The 26299-nt window shown below is 71.3% G+C and carries 22 protein-coding genes; 16 read left to right on the top strand and 6 right to left on the bottom strand.

Annotated features, from left to right (window positions below; translation table 11 throughout):
* Positions 1-9: 9 nt before the first annotated feature.
* Positions 10-954 (bottom strand): DMT family transporter, encoded by a 945-nt coding sequence (locus tag OG331_RS32385; RefSeq protein WP_406202737.1) that lies wholly within the window; start codon positions 952-954, stop codon positions 10-12.
* A 125-nt stretch (positions 955-1079) separates the two neighbouring features.
* Positions 1080-2543 carry an FAD-dependent monooxygenase gene (locus OG331_RS32380; protein WP_406202735.1) on the bottom strand — a complete coding sequence of 488 codons (1464 nt, stop codon included), beginning with the start codon at positions 2541-2543 and terminating at the stop codon, positions 1080-1082.
* Positions 2544-2669: 126 nt separating this feature from the next.
* On the opposite strand from OG331_RS32380, the gene OG331_RS32375 reads away from it, so the two are divergent.
* Positions 2670-3266, top strand: coding sequence for a TetR family transcriptional regulator (locus OG331_RS32375; RefSeq protein WP_406202733.1), 597 nt, complete (start codon positions 2670-2672; stop codon positions 3264-3266).
* 125 nt (positions 3267-3391) lie between these two features.
* On the opposite strand, the gene OG331_RS32370 is transcribed toward OG331_RS32375, so the two are convergent.
* The 3 genes from OG331_RS32370 to OG331_RS32360 form a co-directional block, all read right to left on the bottom strand.
* Positions 3392-3649, bottom strand: coding sequence for a hypothetical protein (locus OG331_RS32370; protein ID WP_406202731.1), 258 nt, complete (start codon positions 3647-3649; stop codon positions 3392-3394).
* Positions 3650-3754: 105 nt separating this feature from the next.
* Positions 3755-5899: a 4-alpha-glucanotransferase gene (gene malQ / locus OG331_RS32365; RefSeq protein ID WP_406202729.1), complete on the bottom strand. Its 2145-nt coding sequence runs from the start codon at positions 5897-5899 to the stop codon at positions 3755-3757.
* Positions 5900-6127, bottom strand: coding sequence for a hypothetical protein (locus OG331_RS32360; RefSeq protein ID WP_406210422.1), 228 nt, complete (start codon positions 6125-6127; stop codon positions 5900-5902). It lies immediately after the preceding gene.
* A gap of 248 nt (positions 6128-6375) precedes the next feature.
* Here OG331_RS32360 and OG331_RS32355 point away from each other — a divergent pair, with 248 nt between their 5' ends.
* Genes OG331_RS32355 through OG331_RS32345 form a run of 3 tightly spaced genes read left to right on the top strand, consistent with a single transcriptional unit; the run spans position 6376 to position 8992 of the window.
* Positions 6376-6909 (top strand): PadR family transcriptional regulator, encoded by a 534-nt coding sequence (locus OG331_RS32355; RefSeq protein ID WP_406202727.1) that lies wholly within the window; start codon positions 6376-6378, stop codon positions 6907-6909.
* Positions 6906-7604 (top strand): ABC transporter ATP-binding protein, encoded by a 699-nt coding sequence (locus OG331_RS32350; RefSeq protein ID WP_406202725.1) that lies wholly within the window; start codon positions 6906-6908, stop codon positions 7602-7604. The genes OG331_RS32355 and OG331_RS32350 overlap by 4 nt, the downstream gene beginning before the upstream one ends.
* Entirely contained in the window at positions 7601-8992 is a 1392-nt protein-coding gene (locus tag OG331_RS32345; RefSeq protein ID WP_406202723.1) for an ABC transporter permease, read from the top strand. The genes OG331_RS32350 and OG331_RS32345 overlap by 4 nt, the downstream gene beginning before the upstream one ends.
* A gap of 104 nt (positions 8993-9096) precedes the next feature.
* Here the strand turns inward: OG331_RS32345 and OG331_RS32340 are convergent, their stop codons facing one another.
* Positions 9097-9633, bottom strand: coding sequence for an HNH endonuclease (locus OG331_RS32340; protein WP_031476758.1), 537 nt, complete (start codon positions 9631-9633; stop codon positions 9097-9099).
* Between the two features lie 317 nt (positions 9634-9950).
* On the opposite strand from OG331_RS32340, the gene OG331_RS32335 reads away from it, so the two are divergent.
* The 12 genes from OG331_RS32335 (at position 9951) to OG331_RS32280 (ending at position 26297) form a co-directional block, all read left to right on the top strand.
* Positions 9951-11045: a mechanosensitive ion channel family protein gene (locus tag OG331_RS32335; protein WP_406202721.1), complete on the top strand. Its 1095-nt coding sequence runs from the start codon at positions 9951-9953 to the stop codon at positions 11043-11045.
* A 189-nt stretch (positions 11046-11234) separates the two neighbouring features.
* Positions 11235-12500 (top strand): MFS transporter, encoded by a 1266-nt coding sequence (locus tag OG331_RS32330; RefSeq protein ID WP_406210420.1) that lies wholly within the window; start codon positions 11235-11237, stop codon positions 12498-12500.
* Positions 12501-12660: 160 nt separating this feature from the next.
* Positions 12661-13872: an ROK family protein gene (locus OG331_RS32325; RefSeq protein ID WP_406202719.1), complete on the top strand. Its 1212-nt coding sequence runs from the start codon at positions 12661-12663 to the stop codon at positions 13870-13872.
* 121 nt (positions 13873-13993) lie between these two features.
* The gene (locus OG331_RS32320; protein WP_406210417.1) at positions 13994-15331 is read left to right on the top strand and encodes an ABC transporter substrate-binding protein; all 1338 of its coding nucleotides are present in this window, start codon (positions 13994-13996) and stop codon (positions 15329-15331) included.
* An 8-nt stretch (positions 15332-15339) separates the two neighbouring features.
* Entirely contained in the window at positions 15340-16281 is a 942-nt protein-coding gene (locus OG331_RS32315) for a sugar ABC transporter permease (protein WP_328881594.1), read from the top strand.
* A 2-nt stretch (positions 16282-16283) separates the two neighbouring features.
* The gene (locus OG331_RS32310) at positions 16284-17174 is read left to right on the top strand and encodes a carbohydrate ABC transporter permease (protein ID WP_406202717.1); all 891 of its coding nucleotides are present in this window, start codon (positions 16284-16286) and stop codon (positions 17172-17174) included.
* Between the two features lie 87 nt (positions 17175-17261).
* Entirely contained in the window at positions 17262-18527 is a 1266-nt protein-coding gene (locus OG331_RS32305) for a 6-phospho-beta-glucosidase (RefSeq protein WP_406202715.1), read from the top strand.
* The gene (locus OG331_RS32300) at positions 18524-19489 is read left to right on the top strand and encodes an N-acetylglucosamine kinase (RefSeq protein WP_406202713.1); all 966 of its coding nucleotides are present in this window, start codon (positions 18524-18526) and stop codon (positions 19487-19489) included. Before OG331_RS32305 ends, OG331_RS32300 begins: the two co-directional genes overlap by 4 nt.
* A 260-nt stretch (positions 19490-19749) precedes the next feature.
* Positions 19750-21228 (top strand): hypothetical protein, encoded by a 1479-nt coding sequence (locus OG331_RS32295; RefSeq protein ID WP_406202711.1) that lies wholly within the window; start codon positions 19750-19752, stop codon positions 21226-21228.
* A gap of 14 nt (positions 21229-21242) precedes the next feature.
* Complete coding sequence (locus tag OG331_RS32290) at positions 21243-22316, top strand: glutamate ABC transporter substrate-binding protein (protein ID WP_406202709.1); 1074 nt, start codon at positions 21243-21245, stop codon at positions 22314-22316.
* A gap of 101 nt (positions 22317-22417) precedes the next feature.
* Positions 22418-23749 (top strand): hypothetical protein, encoded by a 1332-nt coding sequence (locus tag OG331_RS32285; protein WP_406202707.1) that lies wholly within the window; start codon positions 22418-22420, stop codon positions 23747-23749.
* 22 nt (positions 23750-23771) lie between these two features.
* Entirely contained in the window at positions 23772-26297 is a 2526-nt protein-coding gene (locus tag OG331_RS32280; protein ID WP_406202706.1) for a tetratricopeptide repeat protein, read from the top strand.
* Positions 26298-26299 lie beyond the last annotated feature (2 nt).

Genomic DNA, 26299 nt, shown 5'->3' with positions numbered 1-26299 from the left:
CAACCTATGTCACCGCCGCGTCGCCGCCCCCAGGACGACTCCGCCGAGGATCAGCGCCATGCACAGCACCTGCGTCCAGCCGGTCGCCTCGCCGAGGACCGCCCAGGACAGCAGGGCCACGCACACCGGCTGGAGGTAGTAGACGACCCCGGCACGGCTCGGGCCGACCAGGGCGATCGCCCGGTTCCAGGCGAAGAAGGCGACGGCGGAGGAGGCGACCCCCACATAGAGGATCGGCAGGACCGTGCCGGGGGTGGGCTCGAAGCCGCCCTGCACCGCCAGGCTCACCCCCTGCGCGGGCACCAGCAGGGCCGCACCCACCAGGAACGTCGTGAACAGGAAGGCCGCACCGCCCAGTTCGGCCGGCCGCCGCCGCAACAGGCCGCTGTACGACCCGAAACAGCAGGCAGCGGCCACCATCCACAGATCCCCGGCCGAGAACCCTGCCCCGCCCGCACCACTGCCGATCAGCAGCACGACACCCGCACAGGCCACCAGCAGCCCCACCACCCTGCGCGCACCGAGCCGTACCCCCGCGGCCCGCTCGAACACCGCCATCAGCACCGGCGAAGCAGCCATGATCATGCCCATGTTGGCGGCGGGAGTGGTCGACCCGGCCTGGTTGACGAGGGTGTTGTAGGTGGTGACGCCGAGCAGCGCGGCGAGGAGCACGTAGCCGAGGTGCCGGCGGATCAACTCCCGCTGCCGCCAGGCCTGCCGGGCACCGAACGGAGCCACCGCGACCAACGCCACCAGCCACCGCCAGAACGCGTGCTGCACCGGCGGCACGCTGTCGTGCAGCGCCCGTGAGGTGACGAAGCTGCCGGACCAGACGACCGTGGCGAGAGCGGCGAGCGCGACCCCGAGGGCGGCGGCCGTCCTCGGGGTCGGGGTGGTGGAAGGGGATACGGAAGGGGGTGTCGTACGGGCGGTCCGCTTCAGGACTGCGGGCACAGAGGTCCTTTCGATGGGCGGTGACGATGACGGGTCCACCGTCGCAGCGCGCCATCTGTCGCGTCCATCGAAACTTTCCGAGCATTCCTTTCAGGAGAACTGAAAGGTTGTGCGGGGCTCTCCGCTCACCCCACGTGCTCGGCGACCGCCGCCTCGACCGCCCCCGCGTCGGTGCCGTCCGCCGCCCACGCCACATATCCGTCGGGCCGCACGAGCATGGCCGTACGGCGGTCGCTCGCCCAACGCTCCACGGTGAGCCGGTCCTTACGGCCGTCCTGCGCCTCGGGCACCTCCCCGCCCCGCGGGAGGATCAGCACGAACCGCCCACCCCGCAGAGCGTCGTACAGACGCCCGCTCCCCAAGGCCACATCCGGGACGCGGGAGCCGGCCAGACGGTGGGAGCCGTGCGGGGCGGCGTACCGGTACCCGATGCCGGAGATCTGGGCCAGGGCCTTCGTCCGGGCAGGCCGGGCGGCGTTGACGAAGGCGGAGAACAGGGCGCGTACGGCGCGCAGTGCCGGGCTCTGCGCCCGGGCCAGCCGGACCAGCCCGCCGCTGCTGCGCAGCACCGCCTTGCCGACGGGGTGACGTTCGGCCTGGTAGGTGTCCAGGAGACTCACGGGCCGGCGGCCGTTGATGACCGCGGCCAGCTTCCAGCCGAGGTTGGCCGCGTCCTGCAGGCCGGTGTTCATGCCCTGCCCGCCGGCCGGTGAGTGGACGTGCGCGGCGTCACCGGCGAGGAAGACCCGCCCGACCCGGTACCGCGGCGCCTGCCGCTCGTCACTGTGGAAGCGGGACAGCCAGCGCGCGTCATGCATGCCGTAGTCGGTGCCGAGGGCGCGGCGGGTGACCTCCTTGACCTCGGCGAGGTCGAGCGGGACGTCGTCGGGGACCTCGTGGCGGCGGTTCCAGCCCATGACGCGGTACCAGCCGTCGCCGAAGGACGCGATCATCGCGAAGGAGTCGCCGGCGCCGTTGACGGTGAGCACGCTCGCGGGCTGCTCGTCGAGCCGGACGTCCGCCAGGAACAGGGACTTGATGACGGAGACGCCGGGGAAGGGCAGGCCGACCGCCTGGCGTACGGCGCTTCGGTGACCGTCCGCGCCGACGACGTAGGCCGCGCGGTGCGTGACGACCGCCCCGTCCGGACCGCGCACATCGAGGTCGACCCCGTCGTCGTCCTGCCGCAGCCCCACGACCTCGCTCTCGAAGAGGAACTCGACCCCGAGTTCGCGCGCCCGCCGCTCCAGCAGCCGCTCCACCTCGTACTGCGGGGTGATGAGCAGGAACGGGAAGCGCGACGGCAGCGAGCCCAGGTCGAGGGAGAGGCGGCGGAACAGGCGCAGTTCGGTGATGGTGCTGCCGGTGGCGATCAGCTCGTCGGCGAGGTTGCGGGCGTCGAGCTGCTCCAGGGTGCGGGCGTGCACGCCGAAGGCGCGGGAGAGGTTGCTGATGCCGTGCGGGCGCCGCTCGACGAGGGTGACGCGGACGCCTGCGGCGGCGAGGTCGCCTGCCAGGAGGAGACCGGTGGGGCCGGAGCCGACGACGAGGACGGGGTGGGTGGAGCCGGTGCCGTTCGTGGCGGTCATGCGGGCCTCCTGATGCCAACACCTGTAGTCAACGCTTGTTGGTCAACGCTTGTTGGCAACCGTAGAACCGCCCCACAATCCTGTCAACACTTGTTGGCCCACACTCGTTGGCATACGATTGTTGGCATGACGCAGAGCAGCCCCGCCGACTCCACCCCCACTCCCGCCCCGCGCCGCTCCGAGGCCACGCGCACGGCGATCCTCGACGCGGCTCGCGAGCGCTTCGCGGCAGACGGTTACGAGCGCGCGACCATCCGCGCGATCGCCAAGCACGCGAACATCGACCCGTCGATGGTGATGCGCTACTACGGCAACAAGGAGGGGCTCTTCGCGGCGGCCGTCGCCATCGATCTGAAGCTGCCGGAACCGGCGTCGCTGTCCCGCGAAGACGCCGGCCGGGCGCTCGTGACCCACTTCCTGGCCATGTGGGAGGAGAACGAGGTGCTCACGGCCCTGCTGCGGGTCGGCGCGACCAACCAGGCCGGGGCCGAGCGCATGCAGGGCATCTTCGCGGACCAGCTGCTGCCGGTCGCCCGTCGGGTGTGCCCCGATCCCGAGCAGGCCCCGGCGCGGGCCGCGCTGGCGTCGTCACAGCTGCTCGGGCTGGCGCTCACGCGCTACGTCCTGCGGTTCCCGCCCGCCGTGGCGCTGGCGCCCGAGGAGATCGTGGCCTGGCTGGCGCCCACGGTGCAGCGCTATCTGACCGCGCCGTACCCGGCGTGACGGTCACCCGCACCAGCCCGAGAACACACCGAGGGCGCCGGCCTCGTCGTACGTACGGCGGATGCGCGTACGCAGGACGGGGCCGGCGCCCTCGACAAAAGCGGGGTCGGCCGGAACCGCGCGGATCAGGCCTTCGCCTTGGCCTTCACCTTCGGCTGGCGGTCCGTGGAGCGGTCCAGGACCATCACGAGGCCCGCGATGACCGCGAACAGCACGATCGGGGCCAGAACGAACAGGCCCAGCGTCTCGATGACGCTCAGGCCCTGACCGGGGTCGTCGCCGTCGTCACGCGTGAGCGCGAGCGCGGGGGACGACATGAGCAGCATCATCAGCGTCGTACCGGCAGCCAGGGCGCCGGCGCGCAGGGCGTTCTTCTTGTCCACGGGGCCAAAAGTACCGAACGCCGCCGGGGGACGCGCGTCCGGGGGGTGCCGTAAGGAGCATCCGGCACCCCGGACGACGGACGCCGCAGGGCCTGACCGTGCCGGTCAGCCGTGCCCGCGTGCGTCTTCCCGCAGCACTTCCACCAACGCCCGCATCCGCGGCGACGCCGCCAGTTCCTCCAGCGTCATCGGCCGCCCCTGGGCGTCCGCGATCGGCAGCCGCCAGTTCGGGTACTGGTCCCAGGTGCCCGGCAGGTTCTGCGGGCGGCGGTCGCCCACGCCGTCGGGGAGCCAGATGCCGACCATGCGGGCCGGGGTGCGCAGCAGGAAGCGGTGGACGGCCTGGATCTCGGCCTCCTCCTCCGAGGCGCAGTGCCCGCCGTGCGTGCCGTGCGTCAGCCCGAGCCGGGACAGCAGCTCCAGCCACTCGCCGGTGTCGGCCGCCGCCTCCGCGCGCTCCTGCTCCAGGGGGCGGGTCAACAGGCCGAGGCTGTCGCGCAGTTCGACGTGCTCGCCGGTGAGGCGGGCCGCGGTGGACGGCAGGTCGTGCGTGGTGGCGGTGGCGAGACAGTCGGCGCGCCAGGTCTCCGGCTTCAGGGGGCGGCCGTCGCCGTCCCAGTCCCGTTCGAACCACAGCACCGAGGTGCCGAGCACGCCCCGCGAGCGCAGCGCCTCCCGCACACCGGGCTCGACCGTGCCGAGATCCTCCCCGATCACCACCGCTCCGGCCCGGGAGGCCTCCAGCACCAGGATGGCGAGCATGGCTTCGGCGTCGTAACGGACGTAGGTCCCCTCCGTCGGCGCATGCCCCTGCGGCACCCACCAGAGCCGGAACAGCCCCATGACGTGGTCGATCCGCAGCGCGCCCGCGTAACGGAAGAGCGCCCGCAGCAGACGGCGGTACGGCTCGTACCCCGACTCGGCCAGCCGGTCCGGCCGCCAGGGCGGCAGCCCCCAGTCCTGGCCGCGGGCGTTGAAGGCGTCCGGCGGGGCGCCCACCGACATCCCGGCCGCGAAGTACTCCTGCTGCGCCCAGGCGTCCGCGCCGTCGGGATGCACCCCGACCGCGAGGTCGTGCACGATCCCGACCGGCATCCCCGCCTCCCGCGCGATCCGCTGGGCGGCGGTCAGCTGGGTGTCGGTGAGCCAGGCGAGCCGGCAGTGGAAGTCGACCCGGTCCATCAACTCGCCCCGCGCCCGGGCGGTTTCGGGCGAGCGCGGGTCCCGCAGGCCCTGCGGCCACCGCCGCCAGTCCGAGCCGTGCACCTCGGCCAGCGCGCACCACGTGGCGTGGTCCTCCAGCGCCTGGCCTTCCTGCGCGAGGAAGTCGACGTAGGCGGCCCGCCGCCCGGGCCCGAGCGGTACCTCGCGCACCAGTTCCAGCGCCTCCCGCTTCGCCTCCCACACGGCGTCCCGGTCGATCAGCTCCCCCTTCTCCAGCACCGCTTCCCGCAGCCTCCCGGCCCGCTCCAGCAGGGCCCGGACGCGCTCGGGGTCCTCGACGTGGGCGAACTCGGGCACGTCCTCGACCCGCAGATGCACCGGGTCGGGGAAGCGGCGGGAGGACGGGCGGTAGGGCGAAGGGTCGGTCGGGGCTCCGGGTACGGCCGCGTGCAACGGGTTGACCTGCACGAATCCGGCGCCGAGCGCCCGGCCGGCCCAGGCGGCGAGCTCACCGAGGTCGCCCAGGTCGCCCATGCCCCAGGAGCGGCGGGAGAGGAGGGAGTAGAGCTGGACGAGAAGGCCGTACGAACGTGCGGTGGGCGTGGGCAGCCGGGGCGGGGTGACGACCAGGTGGCTGGTCGCCGTACGGCCGTCCGGTGTGGTGACGGTCAACCGGTGGACACCGGGCGGGAGTTGACCGGCGGAAGGGAGCCGGTCGACGGCGGCGCGGGTGTCGCCCTGTTCGGTCTCGATGTGCAGCCGGGTGCCGGACGGCAGCGCGGCCGGCGCCAGGGGCTCGGCGCCTGGCCGGCACACCACTGTCGGCGGCAGCAGCCGCTCGCGCAGCTCGCGCTCCCGCGCGGCCAGCTCGGCACCGACGGACGCGGGCGTGCTCGCGTCGACGTCGAGGGCGGCCAGGGCGAGGGTGAGTGCGGTGGCGGAGGCCGCGACCGTACGGTCGGCGGACGGCTGGTAGGAGGTGGCGACGCCGTGCAGCTCGGCGAGCCGCGACAGGTCGTCGGAGGGGGGACCTTCGGGACCCTCTGGGTCCTCGGCAGGGGCTTCGGCCGACCGCTGTCCTGTCATCTACGGCCTCGTGGAATACATGTCCATATCCATACCGGTGTCCATACCCATGTCCCAGGTCGCCGCCTCACTCGTCAGCGGTGCCGCGTCCGCGAGCGGCGGTTCGCTGGTGAGGGGCTCGGCGTCGGGCAGGGGTGGTTCGCTGGTGAGCGGGGCCTCGGTGCAGGCGCCCTCGGAGCTGAAGACGCAGGCGTACATCTCGGGTTCGGTGAAGACGCCTTCGTACATCTCGGGCTCGCTGGACGCCTCGGGTTTGGAAAGGGCCGATGCAGTGGCCACGGGGGCCTCCTCTTCAAGTACGGCGTGCGGGTTACCGCCGTCCCTACCCAGCGAGCGCGGCAACAGACGTATACCGACGAACAACGTGCCTCTCATCACATTCTGTTCCGCACATTCTGTTCCGCTCCCGCGGTTTCCCGGGCTTTCTTGCTGATCACTATTCACTCAGTACATGTACTCAGTACATAATGCTCGGCATGAGCACCCGCCACATCCTGCTGGGGCTGCTCGCCACGGGTCCGAGCCATGGCTACGACCTCAAGCGACGCCACGACGAACGCTTCCCACAGGCCCGTCCGCTGGCCTACGGGCAGGTCTACACGACCTTGCAGCGGCTGGTCCGCGACGGACTCGCCGAGGTCGACGGCACCGACTCGGACGGCGGCCCGGAGCGGACCAAGTACCGCGCGACGGACGACGGCGCGCACGAACTGGCCCAGTGGGCCGGGGAGATCGCGCCGCCCGCGCCGTTCGTGACGAACGAGATCTTCGCCAAGGTCGTCGTGTCGATCCTGTCCGGCGGTGACCCCGAGGCCTATCTGCGCGCCCAGCGTGCCGCCCACATGGAGCGGATGCGGCAGCTCACGGCGGTCAAGACCGCGCCGGGCACCGATCTCGCGACCGTGCTCTCGGCGGACTACGCCCTCAACCACCTCGACGCCGACCTCCGTTGGATGACGACCACGGCGGCCCGGCTCACCACCCTGACCGCGGAGGTCGACGCAGTATGAGCAACCAAGAGGGAAGCCCGGTGCCGCTTCTTCTGGCCCGTGACCTCGTCAAGGCGCACGGCAGAACCGAGGCGCTGCGCGGCGCCTCGGTCGAACTGCGGGCCGGTGAGATCCTCGCCGTCACCGGCGCCAGCGGCAGCGGAAAGTCGACGCTGCTGCACTGTCTGTCCGGCATCGTCCGCCCGGACTCCGGCTCGGTGACGTACGACGGGGAGCGGCTGGACCAGTTGCCCGAGCAGCGGCTGAGCGAGCTGCGGCGTACGGAGTTCGGCGTGGTCTTCCAGTTCGGGCAGCTGATCCCCGAGCTGACGGCCCTGGACAATGTCGCGCTGCCGCTGCTGCTCGCGGGCACCCGCCGGCCTCAGGCGCAGGCGCAGGCCGGCGAGTGGCTGGAGCGGTTCGGGGTGCGCGGGCAGGAGGAGCTGCGGCCCGGCGAGCTGAGCGGCGGCCAGGCCCAGCGGGTGGCCCTGGCGCGGGCCCTGGTCACCGGCCCGAGGATCGTCTTCGCGGACGAGCCGACCGGGGCGCTGGACTCACTGGCGGGCGAACAGGTGATGACGGCCCTGACGCACACGGCCCGCGAGTCGGGCACGGCGGTGCTGCTCATCACGCACGACGCCCAGGTGTCGGCGTACGCGGACCGCGAGGTACGGCTGGCCGACGGCACCGTGACGCCGCTGGGGGTGGCGGCATGAGGAACCGGCGGAACCGCCTGAGCACCGACCTCCGGCTGGCCTGGCTGCTCACCCGGGGGTCCGACCGGCGGGAGTGGTGGCGGGTCCTGCTGACGGCGGTGGGGGCGGGGGGTGCGACCGGGATCGGGCTGGCGGTCGCCACGCTCGCCGCGATGGACGGGCAGTACTCGGTGTCCTTCGGATCCGGGCTCCTCGACCAACCCAGCGACCGGCAGGGCGTGATCTTCGCGCTGCTGATGCTGCTGGTGCCGGTGCTCGGGTTCCTCGGGCAGTGCGCCCGGGTGGGTGCGGTGCATCGCGACCGGCGCCTGGCCGCACTGCGGCTCGCGGGTGGCGCGCCCGCCCAGGTGCGGCGGATCGCGGCCCTGGAGGCGGGCCTGGCCTGTCTGGCCGGGTCGGCCGTGGCGACCGTCTTCTGCGTCCTCCTGCTGCTGCGCGTGTGGCAGGCTCCCGAACCCATGGCGTGGCTCGGCATCGCCCTGGTCGCCGTGACCGTCCCGGCGCTGGGCGCCGCCGTGAGCGCGCTGTCGCTACGGCGCGTGGTGGCCTCGCCGCTGGGCCGGGTACGGCGGGTTCGGCCGACGCGGGGCCCGGGGCGGGTGTTCGGGCTGGTCACCGGGCTGCTCACGCTGCTGGCGGTGTTGGCGGTGCTGATCGCCGCGACGCCTTACCACCGCGCCAATCGCCTGGGCTTCGCCGTCGTCCCGTTCACGGTCTGCACCGTGACCTTGTTGATCGCGGCCGCCTCCGTGTGGCTGGCCGGTTCGTCCTCCCGGCAACTGGGCGAGGCCTTCGCCGCCCGGGCCCAGAGCCCGGCGCTGCTGATCGCCGCGGAGCGGCTGCGCGACGACCCGTGGGCGGCATCCCGTACGCATGCGGCGGTGCTGCTGGTCACGGTCGTGGGCTCGGGCTTCGTGGGCGTCCGTGTAGTGCTGCTCGCCGATCTGCGGGCGATGCGCCGCGACGGTCAGCTCGGCATGAACATGGAGTACTACACAAGCGGCCTCGACCTCACGGGCGCCGCGATCCTCCTCGCCCTCGCCCTCATCCTGTCGGCGCTGGCCGTCGGCACCGCCGAGTCACTGGCCACCCGGCGCCGGGGGCTGGCCGCACAGGCCGCCGCCGGTGTGCCGAGCGCGGTGCTGCGGCGGGCGCTGCTGCTGGAGACCGCGCTGCCGCTGGCACCCGCGGTCGCGGTGGCGGGCCTCGGCGGCATGACGATCAGCGCGTCGTACGCCGCGATCACGACGGAGCACACGGTGCCGGACGTGCCGTACCTGGCCCTCCTGGTCCCGCTCGCCGTCTACGCCGCCTGTCTGCTGGCCGCGGCCACGTCCCTGCCGATGCTGCGGCGGTCGGTGCGGCCGGCGGAGCTGCGGTACGTGTGAGAAACGGCCGTGCGGCCACGTGAACGGACGGCCCCGGGGGGCACGGGGGACCCTCGGGGCCGGACGCGGGCCGCCGCACACCAGGTATGCGAAGGCCCGGGTCGTCAGGCGGAGATGCCGTCGATCCGGGCCATGGCGTCCTCGGCGCCGTACGGTTGCAAGTACGGCAGCCAGCGCGGGTCCCTATGCCCGGTGCCGATGATGCGCCAGGCGAGACCGGTGGGTGGAGCGGGTTTGTGGCGCAGCCGCCAGCCGATTTCGAACAGATGTCGGTCGGCCTTCACGTGGTTGCAGCGGCGGCAGGACGCCACCACGTTGTCCCAGACGTGCTTGCCCCCGCGGCTGCGCGGAATGACATGGTCGACGCTGGTTGCGACGCCACCGCAGTACATGCACCGGCCCCCGTCGCGCGCGAAGAGCGCCCTGCGGGTAAGAGGAACGGGCCCCCGATAGGGAACCCGGACGAATCGCTTGAGCCGGACCACGCTGGGTGCGGGGACTGTGACGGTTGCGCTGTGCATAAAGGCGCCGGACTCCTCGAGGCATACGGCCTTGTTCTCGAGGACGAGGACGAGCGCGCGGCGGAGCGGTACGACGCCGAGCGGCTCGTACGACGCGTTGAGGACCAGGACATGCGGCACGGATGCCTCCTTGGGCGTCGGCGGCGCGTGGCTCGCGCCGGGACGATCTGTAGTCAGTCTCCCCTCTCGCCTGGTGAAAGCGCCACCATGTCCCGGTAACGGGCTGAGAGTGTTTTCGACCACATCTGATTCATCCCCTGGGCGATGAACGGTTCATCCCACCAGTTCATCCCCACGTGGGCACGATTCCTCCCTCGAACATGGCGACGATCCACACACGATGCCCCGTTAGTGTGGTGAGCCTGCCCTGCCGGTGACCCTTTCGTGACCTTGACCATCTACCGACGGGGCGGGCCGCTGCACTGGAGGTACCTGCCGTGTCCCTGTCCGCCGTCCTACTGGCCGCCGGCCCTACGCCGTCGCCAACCCCCTCGGGGACGACCACCCCGGCGGTTCCCACGATCAAGGACGCTCACGAGAGTGCGACCCAGGCTGCGACCTGGGTCGAGCAGAACTGGTCGACCTGGCTCGCGATAGGCCTCAGGGTCCTGCTGATCCTGGCCATCGCGGCGGTGCTGAGAGTGGTGATCCGGCGGGCGATCACCAAGCTCATCGACCGGATGAACCGCACCGCCCAGGCGGTGGACGGCACGGCCCTCGGCGGCCTGCTCGTCAATGTCGAGCGCCGCCGTCAGCGCTCGCAGGCGATCGGCTCGGTGCTGCGTTCGGTGGCCAGCTTCGTGATCATGGGCACGGCCGCCCTGATGGTCCTGTCCGCCTTCGAGATCAACCTCGCCCCGCTGCTGGCCTCCGCCGGTGTCGCGGGCGTCGCGATCGGTTTCGGTGCCCGCAACCTGGTCACGGACTTCCTCTCCGGCGTCTTCATGATCCTGGAGGACCAGTACGGCGTCGGCGACACGATCGACGCGGGCGTCGCCTCCGGCGAGGTCATCGAGGTCGGCCTGCGCGTGACCAAGCTGCGCGGCGACAACGGCGAGATCTGGTACGTCCGCAACGGCGAGGTCAAGCGCATCGGCAACCTGTCCCAGGGCTGGTCGACGGCCGGCGTCGACGTCACCGTCCGCTCCTCCGAGGACCTGGACAAGGTCAGGCGCAGCATCGGCGACGTCGCCGAGCGCATGAGCAAGGAAGAGCCCTGGAACGAGCTCCTCTGGGGCCCGATCGAGGTCCTCGGCCTGGACAGCGTGCTTCTGGACTCGATGGTCGTACGCGTCTCGGCGAAGACGATGCCGGGCAAGTCCCTGACCGTCGAACGCGAACTGCGCTGGCGCATCAAGCTCGCCTTCGACGCCGCCGACATCCCGATCGTCGGCCGCGCGCCCCTCGCGCTGGACGCGGAGTCCACGGCGGACCCGACGGCGGGCATGGCGGCCCCCTCGGCCTACGCCAGCACCACCTCGCCGCAGTCCGTGGCGGCGACCCCGCTCGCCCCGCCCAGCGTGACGAAGTAGCCGCAGCCGGCCATACGACGAAGGGGGCGCCCGCAGCTGCCGGGCGCCCCCTTCGCGATGCGCAGGACATCGACGGCCACGGCGTTTGCGCAGGTGCACAACGCTTGGTTGTGACCGCACGGGCCGCCGGTTGTTTGATCCGCGCAATCGCCGCTCGCTTTGATGGCCTCCGTCGACGGAGGGCTGGGTATGGCGGGCGGGCGGTCGTTGGGGCGGCGCTTCGGGTGGCTGTGGGCGGCGTACGCGGTCAGCGCGTTCGGGACACGGCTGGCCTTCGACGCCTTCACGTTGATCGCGGTCGTCGTGCTGCACGCCGGGGCGACCGAGGTCGCGCTGCTGGCGGCGTCGGGCCTCGCGGTGGGGGCGGTGGTGGCGGTGCCGCTCGGGGCGTGGGTGGAGTTCCGCCGGAAGCGGCCGGTGATGATCGCGGCGGACCTGATCCGGTGCGCTGCGCTGCTGAGCATCCCCGCCGCGTTCGCGCTCGACGGGCTGGGGCTCGGCCAGTTGCTGGTGGTGTCGGTGGTGATCGCCGCGGCGGACATCACGTTCGGCGCGGCGAGCGGCGCGTATCTGAAGTCCCTGGTGCCGCCGGAGGACCTGCTCGTGGCGAACGGCCGTTTCGAGGCCACGACCTGGACGACCACCGCACTCGGCCCGCCGCTCGGCGGGGTCGCGGTCGGCGTGTTCGGCCCGATGACGACCGTGCTGGTGGACGCGGTCAGCTATCTGCTGTCGGCCCTGGGGATCCGGGCGATCGGCGGTGAGGAAGGGCAACAGAACGAGAGGCAGGAGACGGTACGGCAGCAGCAGCCCCGCCCCGACGCCTCCTCAGGGCTGCGGATGAGCGACCTCCAGACCGGCTGGCGGCACATCCTCGGCCACCCCACCCTGCGCCCGCTGTTCCTCAACACGGTCCTGGTCAACGCCCTGATCATGGCGCCGGCCCCGCTGCTCGCCGTCCTGATGCTCGGCCAACTCGGCTTCCCCCCTTGGCAGTACGGCCTCGCCTTCGCCGTGCCGTGTCTGGGCGGCCTGCTGGGCTCACGCCTGTCCCGCCGCCTGGTGGCCCGGCACGGCCGGCGCCGGGTGCTCCTGACCGCGGGCACCCTGCGCGCGCTCTGGCCCGTGGGCCTGGCCTTCGTCGGGCCGGGCACGCCGGGCCTCCTCCTCGTCATGGCCGTCGAGTTCGGCCTGATCACCTGCATCGGCGTCTTCAACCCGGTGCTCGCCACCACCCGCCTCGACCGGACCCCGCAGGACCGCACCACCCGCACCCTGACGGCATGGTCGATCACCGGCAGGACGACGACCGCGGCCGCGACGGCACTGTGGGGCCTGCTGGCCGCGCTGACCGGCACGCGCGCGGCGATCGCCCTCGCCGGGGTCCTGCTGCTGGCGACGCCGCTCCTGCTCCCGCGGCACGAGCCGGCGGCCGACCGCAGCGCCCTCAAGTAACGACTCTGTTGCCTGCCGGACCACCTCTCTTGACGCCGCCTTCCTGCCGGGCTTACTTTCCTCGGCAGCAGATAGGAAACTTTCCTAACAGTGATCCTGGATGGACTTCCCTCGTAGATCGCTGAGAAGCTGGTCAGCCGAAAGGCAGGTGTCGACCCCCATGGCAGGAACCGCCGGTACGCCGGGCACCCCGCGCGTCCTGCGCGCCATGAACGACCGTGCCGCCCTGGACCTCCTCCTGGAGCACGGGCCGCTGTCCCGCACGCGGATCGGCAAGCTCACCGGCCTGTCCAAGCCGACCGCCTCCCAGCTGCTGGCCCGCCTGGAGTCCGCCGGCCTCGTCCTGGCGACCGGCACCACGGAGGGCCGCCCCGGCCCGGGCGCCCAGCTGTACGAGGTCAACCCGGCCGCCGCGTACGCCGCGGGGCTCGATGTCACCCCCGAACGCATCCTCGCCGCCGTCGCCGACGTCACGGGCCGCACGGTCGGGTCGTACGAACTGCCCACCCCCGGCAGACGCCCGGCCCAGCCCGTCGTCCGGCAGGTCACCGACGCCCTGGACGGCGCGGTGAAGGCGGCGGGCCTCGCCCGCGACGACGTCCACCGGCTCGTCATCGGCACCCCCGGCGCCTTCGACCCCAACACGGGCCGGCTGCGCTACGCCTCCCACCTCCCCGGCTGGCACACCCCCGCACTCCTGGACGAACTCGCCGCGGCGCTGCCGATGCCGGTCGAGTACGAGAACGACGTCAACCTCGCGGCGGTGGCCGAGCAGCGGCTCGGCGCGGCCCGCGGCCACGAGGACTTCGTGCTGCTGTGGAACGAGGGGGGCCTGGGCGCCGCCCTGATCCTCGGCGGCCGGCTGCACCGCGGCTGGACCGGCGGCGCGGGCGAGGTGGGTTTCCTGCCGGTTCCCGGAACACCCCTGGTCCGCCAGGTCGCCAAAGCCAACAGCGGCGGCTACCAGGAGCTGGCCGGTTCGCAGGCGATCCCCCGGCTGGCCCGCGAACTCGGCATCGGCAACATCCCGTCGACGCCGTACGCCGAGGCCGCCGCCGCCCTCGTCGAACGGGCCGCCACCGAGGACACCGTCCTGCACCGGCTGCTCCTCCAGACCTACGCGACCCGGCTGGCCACCGGTCTCGCCTCCCTGGTCTCCGTCCTCGACCCCGAACTCATCGTCCTCAGCGGCGCCTCCCTCACCTCCGGCGGTGAGGTGCTGCGCGCCCTCGTCCAGTCCGAGCTGGAGGAACTGGCCGCGGCCCGCCCCAAGCTGGTCGTCGGCGACGTACGTGAACACCCGGTGCTGCGGGGCGCGTTGGAGAGCGCGCTCGCGACCACACGCGACGAGGTCTTCGACACCGCCCGCTGACGGCCCCGCTCCCCCGGCCCACCTCCTCCTCCGCACCCCCTGACTCACCCCCCGCCTTCCCTCACCCACCCCGTTCCCGCCCTTGGGAGACCTCGCCATGCCCGGAAAGTCCTGGAACGTCATACCCTCACCCACCCGCAAGGCAGCCGCCGCCCTCGCCGCCACCGCCTCCCTGGCCCTCCTCGCCACGGCCTGTACCGGCCAGTCGGAGTCCGCCGCCACCGACGACCCCAACGCCAGGACGACGATCACCTTCTGGCACGGCTGGAGCGCACCCGCCGAGGCCAAGGCGATCCAGGAGAACGTCGACCGCTTCGAGAAGGCCCACCCGAACATCACGGTGAAGATCGTCGGCAACATCAACGACGACAAGCTCAACCAGGCCCTGCGCGCGGGCGGTTCCAGCGGCCCCGACGTGGTGTCGTCGTTCACGACCTCCAACATCGGCAAGTTCTGCTCCTCGGGCGCCTTCCTCGACCTGAAGCCCTTCATCGAGAAGTCGAAGCTCGACCTCGACAAGCTGATCCCGAAGCCGATGCTCGACTACACCCAGTTCGAGGGCACCCGCTGCGCACTGCCCCTGCTGGGCGACGCCTACGGCCTCTACTACAACAAGGACGCCTTCGAGAAGGCGGGCATCAAGTCCCCGCCGAAGACCTGGTCGGAGTTCGCGACGGTCGCCAAGAAGCTGACCAAGGCCAAGGGCGACAGCTACGAGCAGCTCGGCTTCATGCCGACCTACCACGGCTACGAGACGGTCGTGGACCACTACATGTCCCAGTGGGACCACACCTACTTCGGCAAGGACGGCAAGTCCAGCATCGCCAAGGACCCGGCCTTCGCCGAGATGTTCACGTACCAGAAGAAGCTCATCGACGACCTCGGCGGCTTCGCGAAGCTGGAGAAGTACCGCAACACCTTCGGTGACGAGTGGGGCGCCAAGCACCCGTTCCAGACCGGCCAGGTGGCCATGCAGCTCGACGGCGAGTGGCGCCTGGGCATGACCCAGCAGGCCGGCGTCGACTTCGAGGTCGGCACCGCCCCGATGCCCGTCGCCGACGACGAGGCCGCCGAGTACGGCAAGGGCTTCCTCTCCGGCACGATCATCGGCATCGCCCCGCAGAGCAAGAAGCAGAACGCGGCCTGGGAGCTGGTGAAGTACCTGACGACCGACACCGAGGCCGTCGTCTCCTTCGCCAACGCCATCCACAACGTGCCCTCCACGTTCGCGGCCCTGAAGTCGCCCGACCTGAAGGTCGACCCCGGTTTCAAGACGTTCCTGGACATCGCCCAGAACGAGCACTCGAACACCCCGCCGGCCTCCATCAACGGCTCGACGTACCAGACGACCCTTCAGGACTTCGGCTACCAGTACGAGTCCGGCAAGGTGAAGGACCTGAAGGCCGGTCTGGAAAAGACCGCCGAGCAGATCGACACCGACATCGAGCAGGCGAAGTAGCGCCGTCGATGTCCACGCACACTCTCCGCGCGAAGCGCCGCAGGTCGGCGCTTCGAACGGTGGCCTTCCTGTCACCGTGGCTCATAGGTTTCGGCGTCTTCTTCGCCTACCCGCTGGTGTCCACCGTGTACTTCTCCTTCATGAAGTACGACGGCTTCGGCACACCGGTCTTCCGCGGCCTGGGCAACTGGGCCTACGTCTTCAACGACTACCCGATGTTCTGGCCGGCGCTGCGCAACACGCTCTGGCTGGTGCTGGTGATGGTGACCTGCCGGGTGGTGTTCGGTCTCGGCATCGGTCTGCTCATCACGAAGATCAAGACCGGCGCGGGCGTCTTCCGCACCCTCTTCTACCTGCCGTACCTCGCCCCGCCGGTCGCCGCGACCCTGGCCTTCGTCTTCCTCCTCAACCCCGGCACCGGCCCGGTCAACTCGGTCCTCGACGGCCTGGGCCTGCCGACCCCCGGCTGGTTCACGGACCCCGCCTGGTCCAAGCCGGCCCTCACCGCGCTCGCGCTGTGGGGCGTGGGCGACCTCATGGTCATCTTCATGGCCGCGCTGCTCGACGTACCGAAGGAGCAGTACGAGGCGGCGGAGCTGGACGGCACATCCGCCTGGCAGCGGTTCCGCTACGTCACCCTGCCGAACATCTCGCCGATCGTGATGTTCGCCGTGGTCACGGGCGTCATCCAGACGATGCAGTACTACACGCAGCCGCTGGTCGCCGGAAAGGTCGCCTCCGGCATCATCGGCGGCTCCGGCCAGCAGTTCGAACCGGGCTACCCCGACAAGTCGACCCTGACCCTCCCCCAGCTCGTCTACAACCTCGGCTTCCAGCGCTTCGACTACGGCTCTGCCTGCGTGGTCGCCCTCGTGCTGTTCGCCCTCGCCATGGCCTTCACCGCGCTGCTGATGCGGCGCCGGGGCGGACTGATCCAGGCAGGTGACTGACCATGACCCAAGTACTGGACGAACCGGTGCGGTTGGAGACCCCGACCACCGCCGAGCGCACGGCCCGCCGCCGGGCACTCCTGGAATGGATAGCGATCCACTCCCTCGGCCTCGCCGCCGCGCTCTTCTTCACCCTGCCCTTCGTGTTCGTCGTCCTGACCTCGCTGATGAGCGACCAGCAGACGCTCACCCGCGACCTGGTCCCGGCGACCTGGGAGTGGAGCAACTACACCAAGGTCTTCGACACCCCCGGCTTCCTGACCTGGTGGAAGAACACCCTGCTCTACGCGGGCCTGGGCACGCTCCTCACCGTCGTCTCGTCGATCCCGGTGGCGTACGCGCTCGCCAAGTTCCGCTTCCGTGGCCGGAACCTGTCCCTGATGCTGGTCATCTCGATGATGATGCTGCCGCCCCAGGTGATCATCATCCCGATGTACCTGTTCTGGGCGAAGCAGCTGGACCTGTCAGGAACCCTCTGGCCCCTGATCATCCCGATGGCGTTCGGCGACGCGTTCTCGATCTTCCTCCTGCGTCAGTTCCTGATGACGATCCCGAACGAGTACCTGGACGCGGCCAGGGTGGACGGCTGCGGCGAACTGCGCACGCTCCTTCGGGTCGTCCTCCCCATGGCGAAGCCGGGCATCGCCGCCGTGGCCCTCTTCCAGTTCTTCTACGCGTGGAACGACTACTTCGGGCCCCAGATCTACGCGTCCGAGAACCCCGGCGCCTGGACGCTCTCCTACGGCCTGGAGTCGTTCAAGGGCGCCCACCACACCGACTGGAACCTGACCATGGCCGCGACCGTGCTGGTCATGGCCCCCGTGATCCTCGTGTTCTTCTTCGCGCAGAAGGCGTTCGTAGAGGGCGTCACGCTCACCGGAGTGAAGGGTTGAACCACACATGCAGCGTCTCCCCGGGGGACAACCCCCGGACCCCCGGCCGATCAGCGTCACCCACACCCTGAAGCGAGGCATCTCGCAGTGAAACTCACCGTGGTCGGCGGAGGCTCGACCTACACGCCCGAACTCATCGACGGTTTCGCCCGCCTGCGGGACACCCTCCCCATCGAGGAACTGGTCCTGATGGACCCTGCGGAGGACCGCCTGGAACTCGTGGGCGGCCTGGCCCGCCGCATCTTCACCCGCCAGGCCCACAACGGAAAAATCACCACCACCACAGACCTCGACGCGGCGGTGGACGGCGCCGACGCAGTCCTCCTCCAACTCCGCGTCGGCGGCCAGGCGGCCCGCGAGCAGGACGAGACCTGGCCCCTGGAGTGCGGCTGCGTCGGCCAGGAGACAACCGGCGCCGGCGGCCTGGCGAAGGCCTTGCGCACGGTCCCCGTGGTCCTCGACATCGCGGACCGCGTCCGCCGCACCAACCCCACCGCCTGGATCATCGACTTCACCAACCCGGTCGGCATCGTGACCCGGGCCCTGCTCCAGGAGGGCCACCGGGCGGTCGGCCTGTGCAACGTGGCGATCGGCTTCCAGCGCAAGTTCGCGGCCATGCTCGACGTCCCCGCCTCCGAGATCCACCTGGACCACGTGGGCCTCAACCACCTCACCTGGGAGACGGGCGTACGCCTGGGCGGCCCCGAGGGCGAGAACGTCCTGCCGGGACTCCTGACCGACCACGGCGACACGATCGCCGCCGACCTGCACCTCCCCCGCCCCCTCCTGAACCGCCTGACCGCGGTCCCGTCGTACTACCTGCGCTACTACTACGCACACGACGAGGTCGTACGGGAGCTGCGCACCAAGCCGTCCAGGGCCGCGGAAGTCGCGGAGATGGAACGCCAGTTGCTGAGCCTGTACGCCGACCCGTCCCTGGACGAGAAGCCGGAGCTGCTCGCCAAGCGGGGCGGCGCCTACTACTCCGAGGCAGCCGTCGACCTGGCAGCAGCCCTCCTCGGCGGATCAGGCAGCCCCTACCAGGTGGTCAACACCCTCAACAACGGCACGCTCCCCTTCCTCCCCGATGACGCGGTGATCGAAGTACAGGCAGCGGTGGGCGCGAAGGGCGCGGCCCCCCTCGCCGTACCTACCGTGGACCCGCTGTACGCCGGCCTGATGGCCCAGGTGACGGCCTACGAGCACCTGGCCCTCGAAGCAGCGCTGCACGGCAGCCGCGACCGGGTCTTCAAAGCCCTGCTCTCCCACCCCCTGATCGGCCAGTACGAGTACGCCGAAGCCCTCACCGACCAACTGATCGCACACAACCGGGAGCATCTCGCGTGGGCATGACCGCACGTGTCCTCGCCGTAGACGCGGGCAACAGCAAGACCGACGTGGCAGTGGTGGCCGCCGACGGAACCGTGCTGGCCACGGCGCGCGGCGGCGGCTTCCGCCCACCCACGGTCGGCGTGGAGCCGGCGATGGACGCCCTGGCCGCGGCCGTCGAACAAGCCCTCACCGCGGCGGGCGTGACGTCCGCCGACCACGTCTCGGCCTGCCTGGCCAACGCCGACCTCCCGGTCGAGGAGGAACAACTGACCGCAGCCCTGCACGCACGCGCGTGGGGCACGACCGTCGAGGTCCGCAACGACACCTTCGCGATCCTCCGCGCGGGCGTGCCGGAACCCCGTGGCGTGGCCGTCGTCTGCGGCGCGGGCATCAACTGCGTCGGCATGCGCCCCGACGGCCGTACCGCCCGCTTCCCGGCACTGGGCCGCATCTCCGGTGACTGGGGAGGCGGCTGGGGTCTGGCGGAGGAAGCCCTGTGGCACGCGGCACGCGCGGAGGACGGCCGAGGAGCGCCTACGACGCTGGCGCACACGCTCCCCGCCCACTTCGGCCTGCCCACCATGTACGCCCTGATCGAGGCCCTGCACCTCGAACACATCGCCCCTGCCCGCCGGCACGAGCTGGCCCCGGTCCTCTTCACCACCGCGGCGGCCGGTGACCCGATCGCCCGCGAGATCGTGGACCGCCTCGCCGACGAGGTGGTCACCATGGCGACGGTCGCCCTGACCCGGCTGGACCTGCTGGAGGAGTCGACTCCGGTGCTCCTGGGAGGAGGCGTCCTGGCTGCCCGCCACCCCCAACTGATCGACGCCATCCACGACTTGCTCGCCACCCGCGCCCCCAAGGCCGTCCCGAACGTGGTCACGGCAAGCCCGGTACTGGGCGCGGCCCTGCTGGGCCTGGACGCGGTGGGGGCACTCCCGGAGGTCCATGTCCGACTCCGCCGCCACTTCGAGCCGTAGGCTCCGCCCCGTCAACCCCGCCAGGGGGCTCCGCCCCCTGGACCCCCACCCACCCCGCACAGGCCACCGCGGGCATCGAACCTGGAACCGAACAGATTCCCCCGGCGTATTCATGGGCAGGGGGCTCGTGCACAGCGGTTTCGGTGTGCCGGAATCTCGGGATCCGCGCTGCGATCCGATCAAGATCCAGCGAAGGCCGGTGCGGATGTCGGTCCCGGCAGCGATACTTGCGGCACGGATGGCCACGGGGGAGGTCAACAGTGACACAGACGCCGAAGAGCAGCACAGCACCACCACCGGGCAACGACCCGGCACAAGGCGCACCCACCATGCCGTCCGTACCGCCACCCCGGCCCGCACCCCCGGCACCCCCCGCGGCCAACGGCCGGCCCATCCCCCCGGCAACAGCCACGCCACCCCGCCGCACCGCCTTCGCCGAGGGCCTGGACCAACTCCGCGCAGCCGCCACCACCGAACCCGGCCGCCTCCGCATCATCGGCGCCCTCCTCGCCGCCCTCGTCGTCGCCTTCGGCGCAGTAGCCGCCTGGCAGATGACCGACCGCGCATCGGCAGCCGACGACGTCCTCAACCGCAGCCAACCGCTGAGCTCGGACGCGGCCGACATCTACCGCTCCCTGGCGGACGCCAACACCGCAGCCGCCAGCGGCTACCTCGCGGGCCTGCAGGAAAAGCCCGCCATGCGCGAGGGCTACGAAAAGGACATCCGCACAGCCGCAGCCAAACTCGTCACGGCCGCAGCCAACTCCGAACCGGGCTCCGCCTCGGCGAAAACCATCGCGGACCTCAGCAGACTCCTCCCGGAGTACAAGGGCCTCGTGGAAACAGCCAGGGCCAACAACCGCCAGGGCTACCCCGTCGGCGGCGCATACCTGCGCGCCGCGAACGAGATGATGCAGCAGAACATGCTGCCCAGGGCCGAAAAGCTGTACCAGACGGAGAACCAGCGCCTCAGCGACGACTACGTGGACGCGAAGTCGTTCCCCTGGGCCGCCGCGGGCCTCGGCATCGTCGCCCTCGCTGCCCTCGCCTGGGCCCAGCGCCGCAACTACCAGCGCACGAACAGGGTCCTGAACCACGGCCTCGTCACGGCCACGACCGCCGCGACGGTGGTCCTGCTGTGGCTCGCCGTCAGCCACATGGTCGCCCGGTCGGGCCTGAACGACTCCTACGACCACGGCGTCCGTTCCCTGAACGTGCTGCACGAGGCCCGCATCGCTTCACTCACGGCCCGCAGCGACGAGAACCTGACCCTGGTCCGCCGCGGCGCCGACACGAAGACCCTCGGCGACGACACGGTCGTGGACGCGTACGAGTGGGGCTACGACCAGCAGATCAGCCAACTGGGCAAGGCGCTGAACCGAGCCGAGGACCTCGCGGACGATTCGACCGGCAAGAAGCCCGTCCAGGACGCGAACGGCTTCATGAAGGTCTGGAAGGACCGCCACGACGTCGCCCGCGACGACAACAACAGCGGCAACTACCAGGCCGCCCGCGATCGCGTCATCGGCGCCGCGAAGGAGCCGACGAGCGTGTGCTTCGACAACGTCGACAAGGCTCTCGCGGCCGCGCTCGCGCACGAACAGACCGAGTTCAAGCAGGCCGCGAGCGACGGTCGTGACTCGCTGACGGGCCTGCCGACCGGCGCCGCGGTCCTCGCGGTCCTGGGCGCGGCCGGCGCGGTCCTCGGCATCGGCCGCAGGCTGTCGGAGTACAGGTGAGAGGGGGCACGACGATGAACGCACGCGATGGCGCGGTCTTCCCCCGGGCCATGACGGGCCCATGGCGGAGCCTGCGCACCGGCCTGCGCGGCTGGGGCGGCGTGGGCGCGATGGCGCTCCTCGTCGCCCTGACGGTGACCTTCGCCCTGCTGCTGCCCGTGGCACAGCTCCGCGGCGACGACGGCCCGGCCACCGGGAGCCAGGGCCTCGCCCGGGTCAGCCAGGCGAAGGCGGAGGACTGCGAGAACCCGCAGGACCAGAGCCTCTCCCCGTCCGGCGGGACCGACGGCACCCCGACCGTCGACGCCATCAAGGCCCGCAAGGACCGCCGCCTGATCGTCGGCGTCGACACCAACAGCTACCGCTGGGGCTACCTCGACCCGAACAACCCCTCCGGCGAGCTGGAGGGCTTCGACATCGACCTGGTCCACCGGATCGCCGAGGACATTCTCGGCGACCGCGACGCGGTGCAGTTCAAGGCCATCCCGACCAGCCGCCGTGTCGAGGCGATCCAGAAGGGCGAGGTCGACATGGTGGTCCGCACCATGACGATCAACTGCGACCGGATCGGGCAAGTCGCCTTCTCCGCCCCGTACTTCGTCACCGGCCAGCAGGTCCTGGCCCCCAAGACCTCGAAGATCACCGGGTTCGACAAGACCCTGGCCGACCAGAAGGTGTGTTCGGCGCAGGGATCCACCGCGTACGACAACCTGGAAGCGGGCCGGAAGTCCGGCGACCTTCCCGACTCCACCGACATCACGACCACCGTCCCCAACCAGCTCGACTGCCTGGTGAAGTTGCAGCTCGGCGAGGTCGACGCGGTCGTCACGGACGGCGCCCTCGCGGCCAGCCAGGCCGCGCAGGACCCTACGGTGGAACTCAAGGGCGGCCTGTTCACGGACGAGTACTACGGCGTGGCGATGAAACTGGGCTCCGACGATCTGGTACGCCAGGTCAACCGGACCCTGGAGAACTACGTCGAGGACGGCGGCTGGAAGGCGTCGTACGAGAAGTGGCTGCATCCGACCATGGACCAGGGCGACAAGAAGTCGGCGTCGGCAACCCCTCCCGATGCGAAGTACAAGTGACCGACCATCAACTGACGCACGATTGACGGGAACAGACGTAACGCAACGATCAGAACGAACAGACCGATCCGACGGAACACGACAGCAGCGAGAGGTGATCGATGGGCGTCACGGACCCCGCCGGGCCGGTGATGGACCGGGACGAGGTGGACCGTGCGCTGGCGCGGCTCGGCGCGGAGCACGAGGCGATCGAGACCTCGCTCCTCGCGCTGCAGGACCACGCGGGCCGCAGACTTCTCGAGGGCGCCGAACTCACGGGCGTCACCAATGAGCGGTGGACGACCGCGGAGGCGTCGATAACGCTGCTGTGGGCGTATTTCGACGCGTACACGGACGCGTTGCGCTCCGCCCGCGAGATCCGTTCCCGGCGCCGCTGGTCCAGCCGCGACGACCTGGTGGAGCTGACGGAACTGCTGCGCGGCGAGTCGGTGACCCTGGCGGGCTCGGCGACCGCCACGGCCAACGCGCCCACGCTGCACGGCGGTTCGGGCAAGCTCAGCGAGCAGTTCACGCTCGTCACGCTCGTGGACCGGATGAACGAGCTGTACGCGACGTCGCTGGACATGGTCGTCGCCGCCGACGCGGTGTGGTCGGCGCTGCCCGCCCGGATCGATTTACTGGCCGCGGAGCTCCAGCGCACCCGCCGGCTCGCGCACTCCGTCGGCGTACGCCCCGGCGAGCACCCGGCGGGCGACGACCTGGAGCGCATCACCCGCACGCTCACCAAGCTGCGCTCGGAGGTGGTGTCCGACCCGCTCGCGTACTGGATCCCCACGCAGGGGAGTTCGGCGCCGGGCGGCGGCAAGCCCGACACCACGGTCTACGACCGCGAGGCCCGCGCCCTGGAGGACGTACGCCGTGAGATCGACGCGGTGTTGACGGTCCGCCAGGACGCCGAGCAGCGCCTGGTGAGGCTGCGTGACGTGCTGTCGCGCGCGGACCGTACGCTCGCCGAGGCGCGCACCGCGCGTGGCGAGGTGCTGGCGAAGATCGCCGCCACGGAGGTGCCGGTCGTCAGCGGCCCGCCGACCGTGCTGCAGGAGCAGCTGGCGACCGCCGCCGAGTACCGCAGACACGCCCAGTGGCACCGCCTGTCCCCGCTCCTGGAGTCCCTGGAGCAGAAGGCGGATGACGAACTGCTGCGCGCCCGGGAGTCGTTGACCGCGGTCACCGCGCCCCTGGCGGTCCGCGCCGAGCTGCGGGGCCGCCTCGACGCGTACAAGGCGAAGGTGGCCCGGCACGGCCTGGCGGAGGACAAGTTCCTCATCGAGCGCTACGACGCGGCCCGCCGCATGCTGTGGAGCGCGCCCTGCGACCTGCGCGTCGCCGGGGACGCGGTGCTGCGCTACCAGCAGGCGGCCGCCGAACTGCTCGGCAGCGGGCGGGTGCCGGGGCCGCGCGCGCCCGAGGACCGGAGGGGGCCGGGATCATGAGGGTCAGGGGGGTGTCGTCGTCATGAGCCAGCCACAGCAGAGCTGTCAGCGACCGGACTGCGGCGGGGCGTACGAGGACGTGGGCGGCGGTGAGCTGTACTGCGACACCTGCGGCCTCGCCCCGGTCGTCTCGGCGACCGGCATGGTCGGCTCGCCGCCCACCGGGATGACGGCCGGCGGCAAGGCGTCGTCGCGCGGGTCGGCGGGCAGCGGCAGCTCCCGCTCCAGCAGCCGCGGCAGCTCCCGTTCGTCGTCCCGTACGTCGTCCCAGTCGTCGAAGTCCCGCCGCTCGGTGTCGGGACGGCTGTCGCGTTCGCTGTCGGGCCGTTCCACGGGCCGCTCGGTGTCGGTGCGCAGCTCCGGTTCCACGGCCGGCTCCAGTGGCCGCGGGCGGCTCGGTGTCGGCCTGGTCCAGGTCCCGGACGTGCCGCGCCCCGACCCGCGCGCGATGGTGCTGGAGAACCCGGAGGTGCCCGAGCGCAAGCGGTTCTGCTCCCGCTCGGACTGCGGCGCCCCCGTCGGCCGGGCCCGCGGCGACCGGCCGGGCCGTACGGAGGGCTTCTGCACGAAGTGCGGCCACCCGTACTCCTTCGTCCCGAAGCTGAAGTCAGGCGACATCGTGCACGGCCAGTACGAGGTCGCGGGCTGTCTGGCGCACGGCGGCCTCGGCTGGGTCTACCTCGCCGTGGACCGCGCGGTCTCCGACCGCTGGGTGGTGCTCAAGGGCCTGCTCGACACCGGCGACCAGGACGCGATGGCGGCGGCGATCTCCGAGCGGCGCTTCCTCGCGGAGATCGAGCACGCCAACATCGTGCGGATCTACAACTTCGTCGAGCACCTCGACCAGCGCACGGGCTCCCTCGACGGCTACATCGTGATGGAGTACGTCGGCGGCAAGTCGCTGAAGGAGATCGCCAATTCACGCCGTACCGGCACGGGCAAGCGGGACCCGCTGCCCGTGGAGCAGGCGTGCGCGTACGGCATCGAGGCGCTGGAGGCCCTCGGCCACCTGCACAGCCGCAACCTCCTGTACTGCGACTTCAAGGTCGACAACGCCATCCAGACCGAGGACCAGCTCAAGCTGATCGACATGGGCGCGGTGCGCAGGATGGACGACGACGAGTCGGCCATCTACGGCACGGTGGGCTACCAGGCGCCCGAGGTCGCGGACGTCGGCCCGTCGGTGGCGTCGGACCTGTACACGGTCGCCCGCACGCTCGCCGTCCTGACCTTCGACTTCCAGGGCTACACGAACGTCTACGCCGACTCGCTGCCCGACCCCGACAACATCGAGGTCTTCCACCGGTACGAGTCCTTCTACCGTCTCCTGGTCCGCGCCACGGACCCCGACCCGGCCCGCCGCTTCGCCTCCGCCCAGGAGATGACGGAGCAGCTCACGGGCGTACTGCGCGAGGTCGTCTCCCTGCAGACGGGCCGCGCGAGGCCGGCCCTGTCGACGCTGTTCGGCCCCGAAGTGCGGGTCACGGACACCGAGTTGTTCCCCAAGCTGGACGGGGATGTCTCGCGGTTGGGGGCGCGGGTGGCACCTGCCGGGAAGGGGGCAGCCGCCCTCGCCAACGCGCCGGCCGCCGCGGGCACGGGCATCGTCAGGTTCGTCGACGCCCCCGTCGCCGCCCTCGCGCTGCCGGTCCCCCACGTCGACCCCGCCGACCCCAACGCCGGTTTCCTCGCCGGTCTGATGACCACCGCGCCGGCCGAGCTGCTCGGCGCCCTCGCCGCCGCGCCGGCGCCGTCGGCGGAGACACGGCTGCGGCAGGTGCGGGCCTGGCTGGAGAACGGCGACACCCGCACCGCGCACGAGCAGCTGCTGGAGCTGGAGGACGAGCGGTCCGACGACTGGCGGGTCGTCTGGTACCGCGGCGTGGCGGCGCTCGGCACCGGCGACCACGAAGGCGCCGCGCTCGCCTTCGACGCGATCTACGACGCCTTCCCCGGCGAACCCGCCCCCAAGCTGGCCCTGGGCCTGTGCGCGGAGGTGCTGGGCCAGCTGGACAACGCCGCCGAGTACTACCGCCTGGTGTGGTCCACCGACCCGAGCTTTGTGAGCGCGGCCTTCGGTCTCGCCCGCGTCCAGCTCGCGACCGGCGACCGCCGCGGCGCGGTCGGAACCCTGGAGTCGGTTCCGGAGAGCTCCATTCACTACACGGCCGCACGCGTGGCGGCCGTCCGCGCCCGGCTGCGTCAACGCACGGCGGCCGCCTCTGACGTACCGTTCCTGGACGACCTGACCGCCGCCGCGGGCCAGGTCGAGGCGCTGGACGCGTATGGTCTGGACCCGGCGCGCCGGGAGCAGTTGTCGGCGGAAGTCCTCGGTTGCGCGCTGGACTGGATACTCTCCGGTGGCCAGGGTTCCGCCCCGCCTGCCGCCGGAGGACGGACGCTGCTCGGCAGCGGCCTGGACGAGCGGGGACTGCGTTTCGGCCTGGAGCGTTCGTACCGCACGCTGGCCCGGCTCGCGCGGGGCGGCGAGGAGAGGATCGACCTGGTGGAACGTGCCAACCGTTACCGCCCCCGGACGTGGGTGTAGTT

The sequence above is a fragment of the Streptomyces sp. NBC_01017 genome (assembly GCF_045162795.1).
GTDB lineage: Bacteria > Actinomycetota > Actinomycetes > Streptomycetales > Streptomycetaceae > Streptomyces > Streptomyces machairae.
This window is presented reverse-complemented; position numbering and strand designations above follow the sequence as displayed.

What these genes read in the sequence shown, in the direction of transcription:
- OG331_RS32380 (WP_406202735.1), bottom strand. Translation starts at nt 2,543, where the DNA reads ATGACCGCCACGAACGGCACCGGCTCCACCCACCCCGTCCTCGTCGTC.
- OG331_RS32375 (WP_406202733.1), top strand. Translation starts at nt 2,670, where the DNA reads ATGACGCAGAGCAGCCCCGCCGACTCCACCCCCACTCCCGCCCCGCGC.
- malQ (WP_406202729.1), bottom strand. Translation starts at nt 5,899, where the DNA reads ATGACAGGACAGCGGTCGGCCGAAGCCCCTGCCGAGGACCCAGAGGGT.
- OG331_RS32360 (WP_406210422.1), bottom strand. Translation starts at nt 6,127, where the DNA reads ATGTACGAAGGCGTCTTCACCGAACCCGAGATGTACGCCTGCGTCTTC.
- OG331_RS32355 (WP_406202727.1), top strand. Translation starts at nt 6,376, where the DNA reads ATGAGCACCCGCCACATCCTGCTGGGGCTGCTCGCCACGGGTCCGAGC.
- OG331_RS32350 (WP_406202725.1), top strand. Translation starts at nt 6,906, where the DNA reads ATGAGCAACCAAGAGGGAAGCCCGGTGCCGCTTCTTCTGGCCCGTGAC.
- OG331_RS32345 (WP_406202723.1), top strand. Translation starts at nt 7,601, where the DNA reads ATGAGGAACCGGCGGAACCGCCTGAGCACCGACCTCCGGCTGGCCTGG.
- OG331_RS32330 (WP_406210420.1), top strand. Translation starts at nt 11,235, where the DNA reads ATGGCGGGCGGGCGGTCGTTGGGGCGGCGCTTCGGGTGGCTGTGGGCG.
- OG331_RS32325 (WP_406202719.1), top strand. Translation starts at nt 12,661, where the DNA reads ATGGCAGGAACCGCCGGTACGCCGGGCACCCCGCGCGTCCTGCGCGCC.
- OG331_RS32315 (WP_328881594.1), top strand. Translation starts at nt 15,340, where the DNA reads ATGTCCACGCACACTCTCCGCGCGAAGCGCCGCAGGTCGGCGCTTCGA.
- OG331_RS32310 (WP_406202717.1), top strand. Translation starts at nt 16,284, where the DNA reads ATGACCCAAGTACTGGACGAACCGGTGCGGTTGGAGACCCCGACCACC.
- OG331_RS32300 (WP_406202713.1), top strand. Translation starts at nt 18,524, where the DNA reads ATGACCGCACGTGTCCTCGCCGTAGACGCGGGCAACAGCAAGACCGAC.
- OG331_RS32290 (WP_406202709.1), top strand. Translation starts at nt 21,243, where the DNA reads ATGAACGCACGCGATGGCGCGGTCTTCCCCCGGGCCATGACGGGCCCA.
- OG331_RS32285 (WP_406202707.1), top strand. Translation starts at nt 22,418, where the DNA reads ATGGGCGTCACGGACCCCGCCGGGCCGGTGATGGACCGGGACGAGGTG.
- OG331_RS32280 (WP_406202706.1), top strand. Translation starts at nt 23,772, where the DNA reads ATGAGCCAGCCACAGCAGAGCTGTCAGCGACCGGACTGCGGCGGGGCG.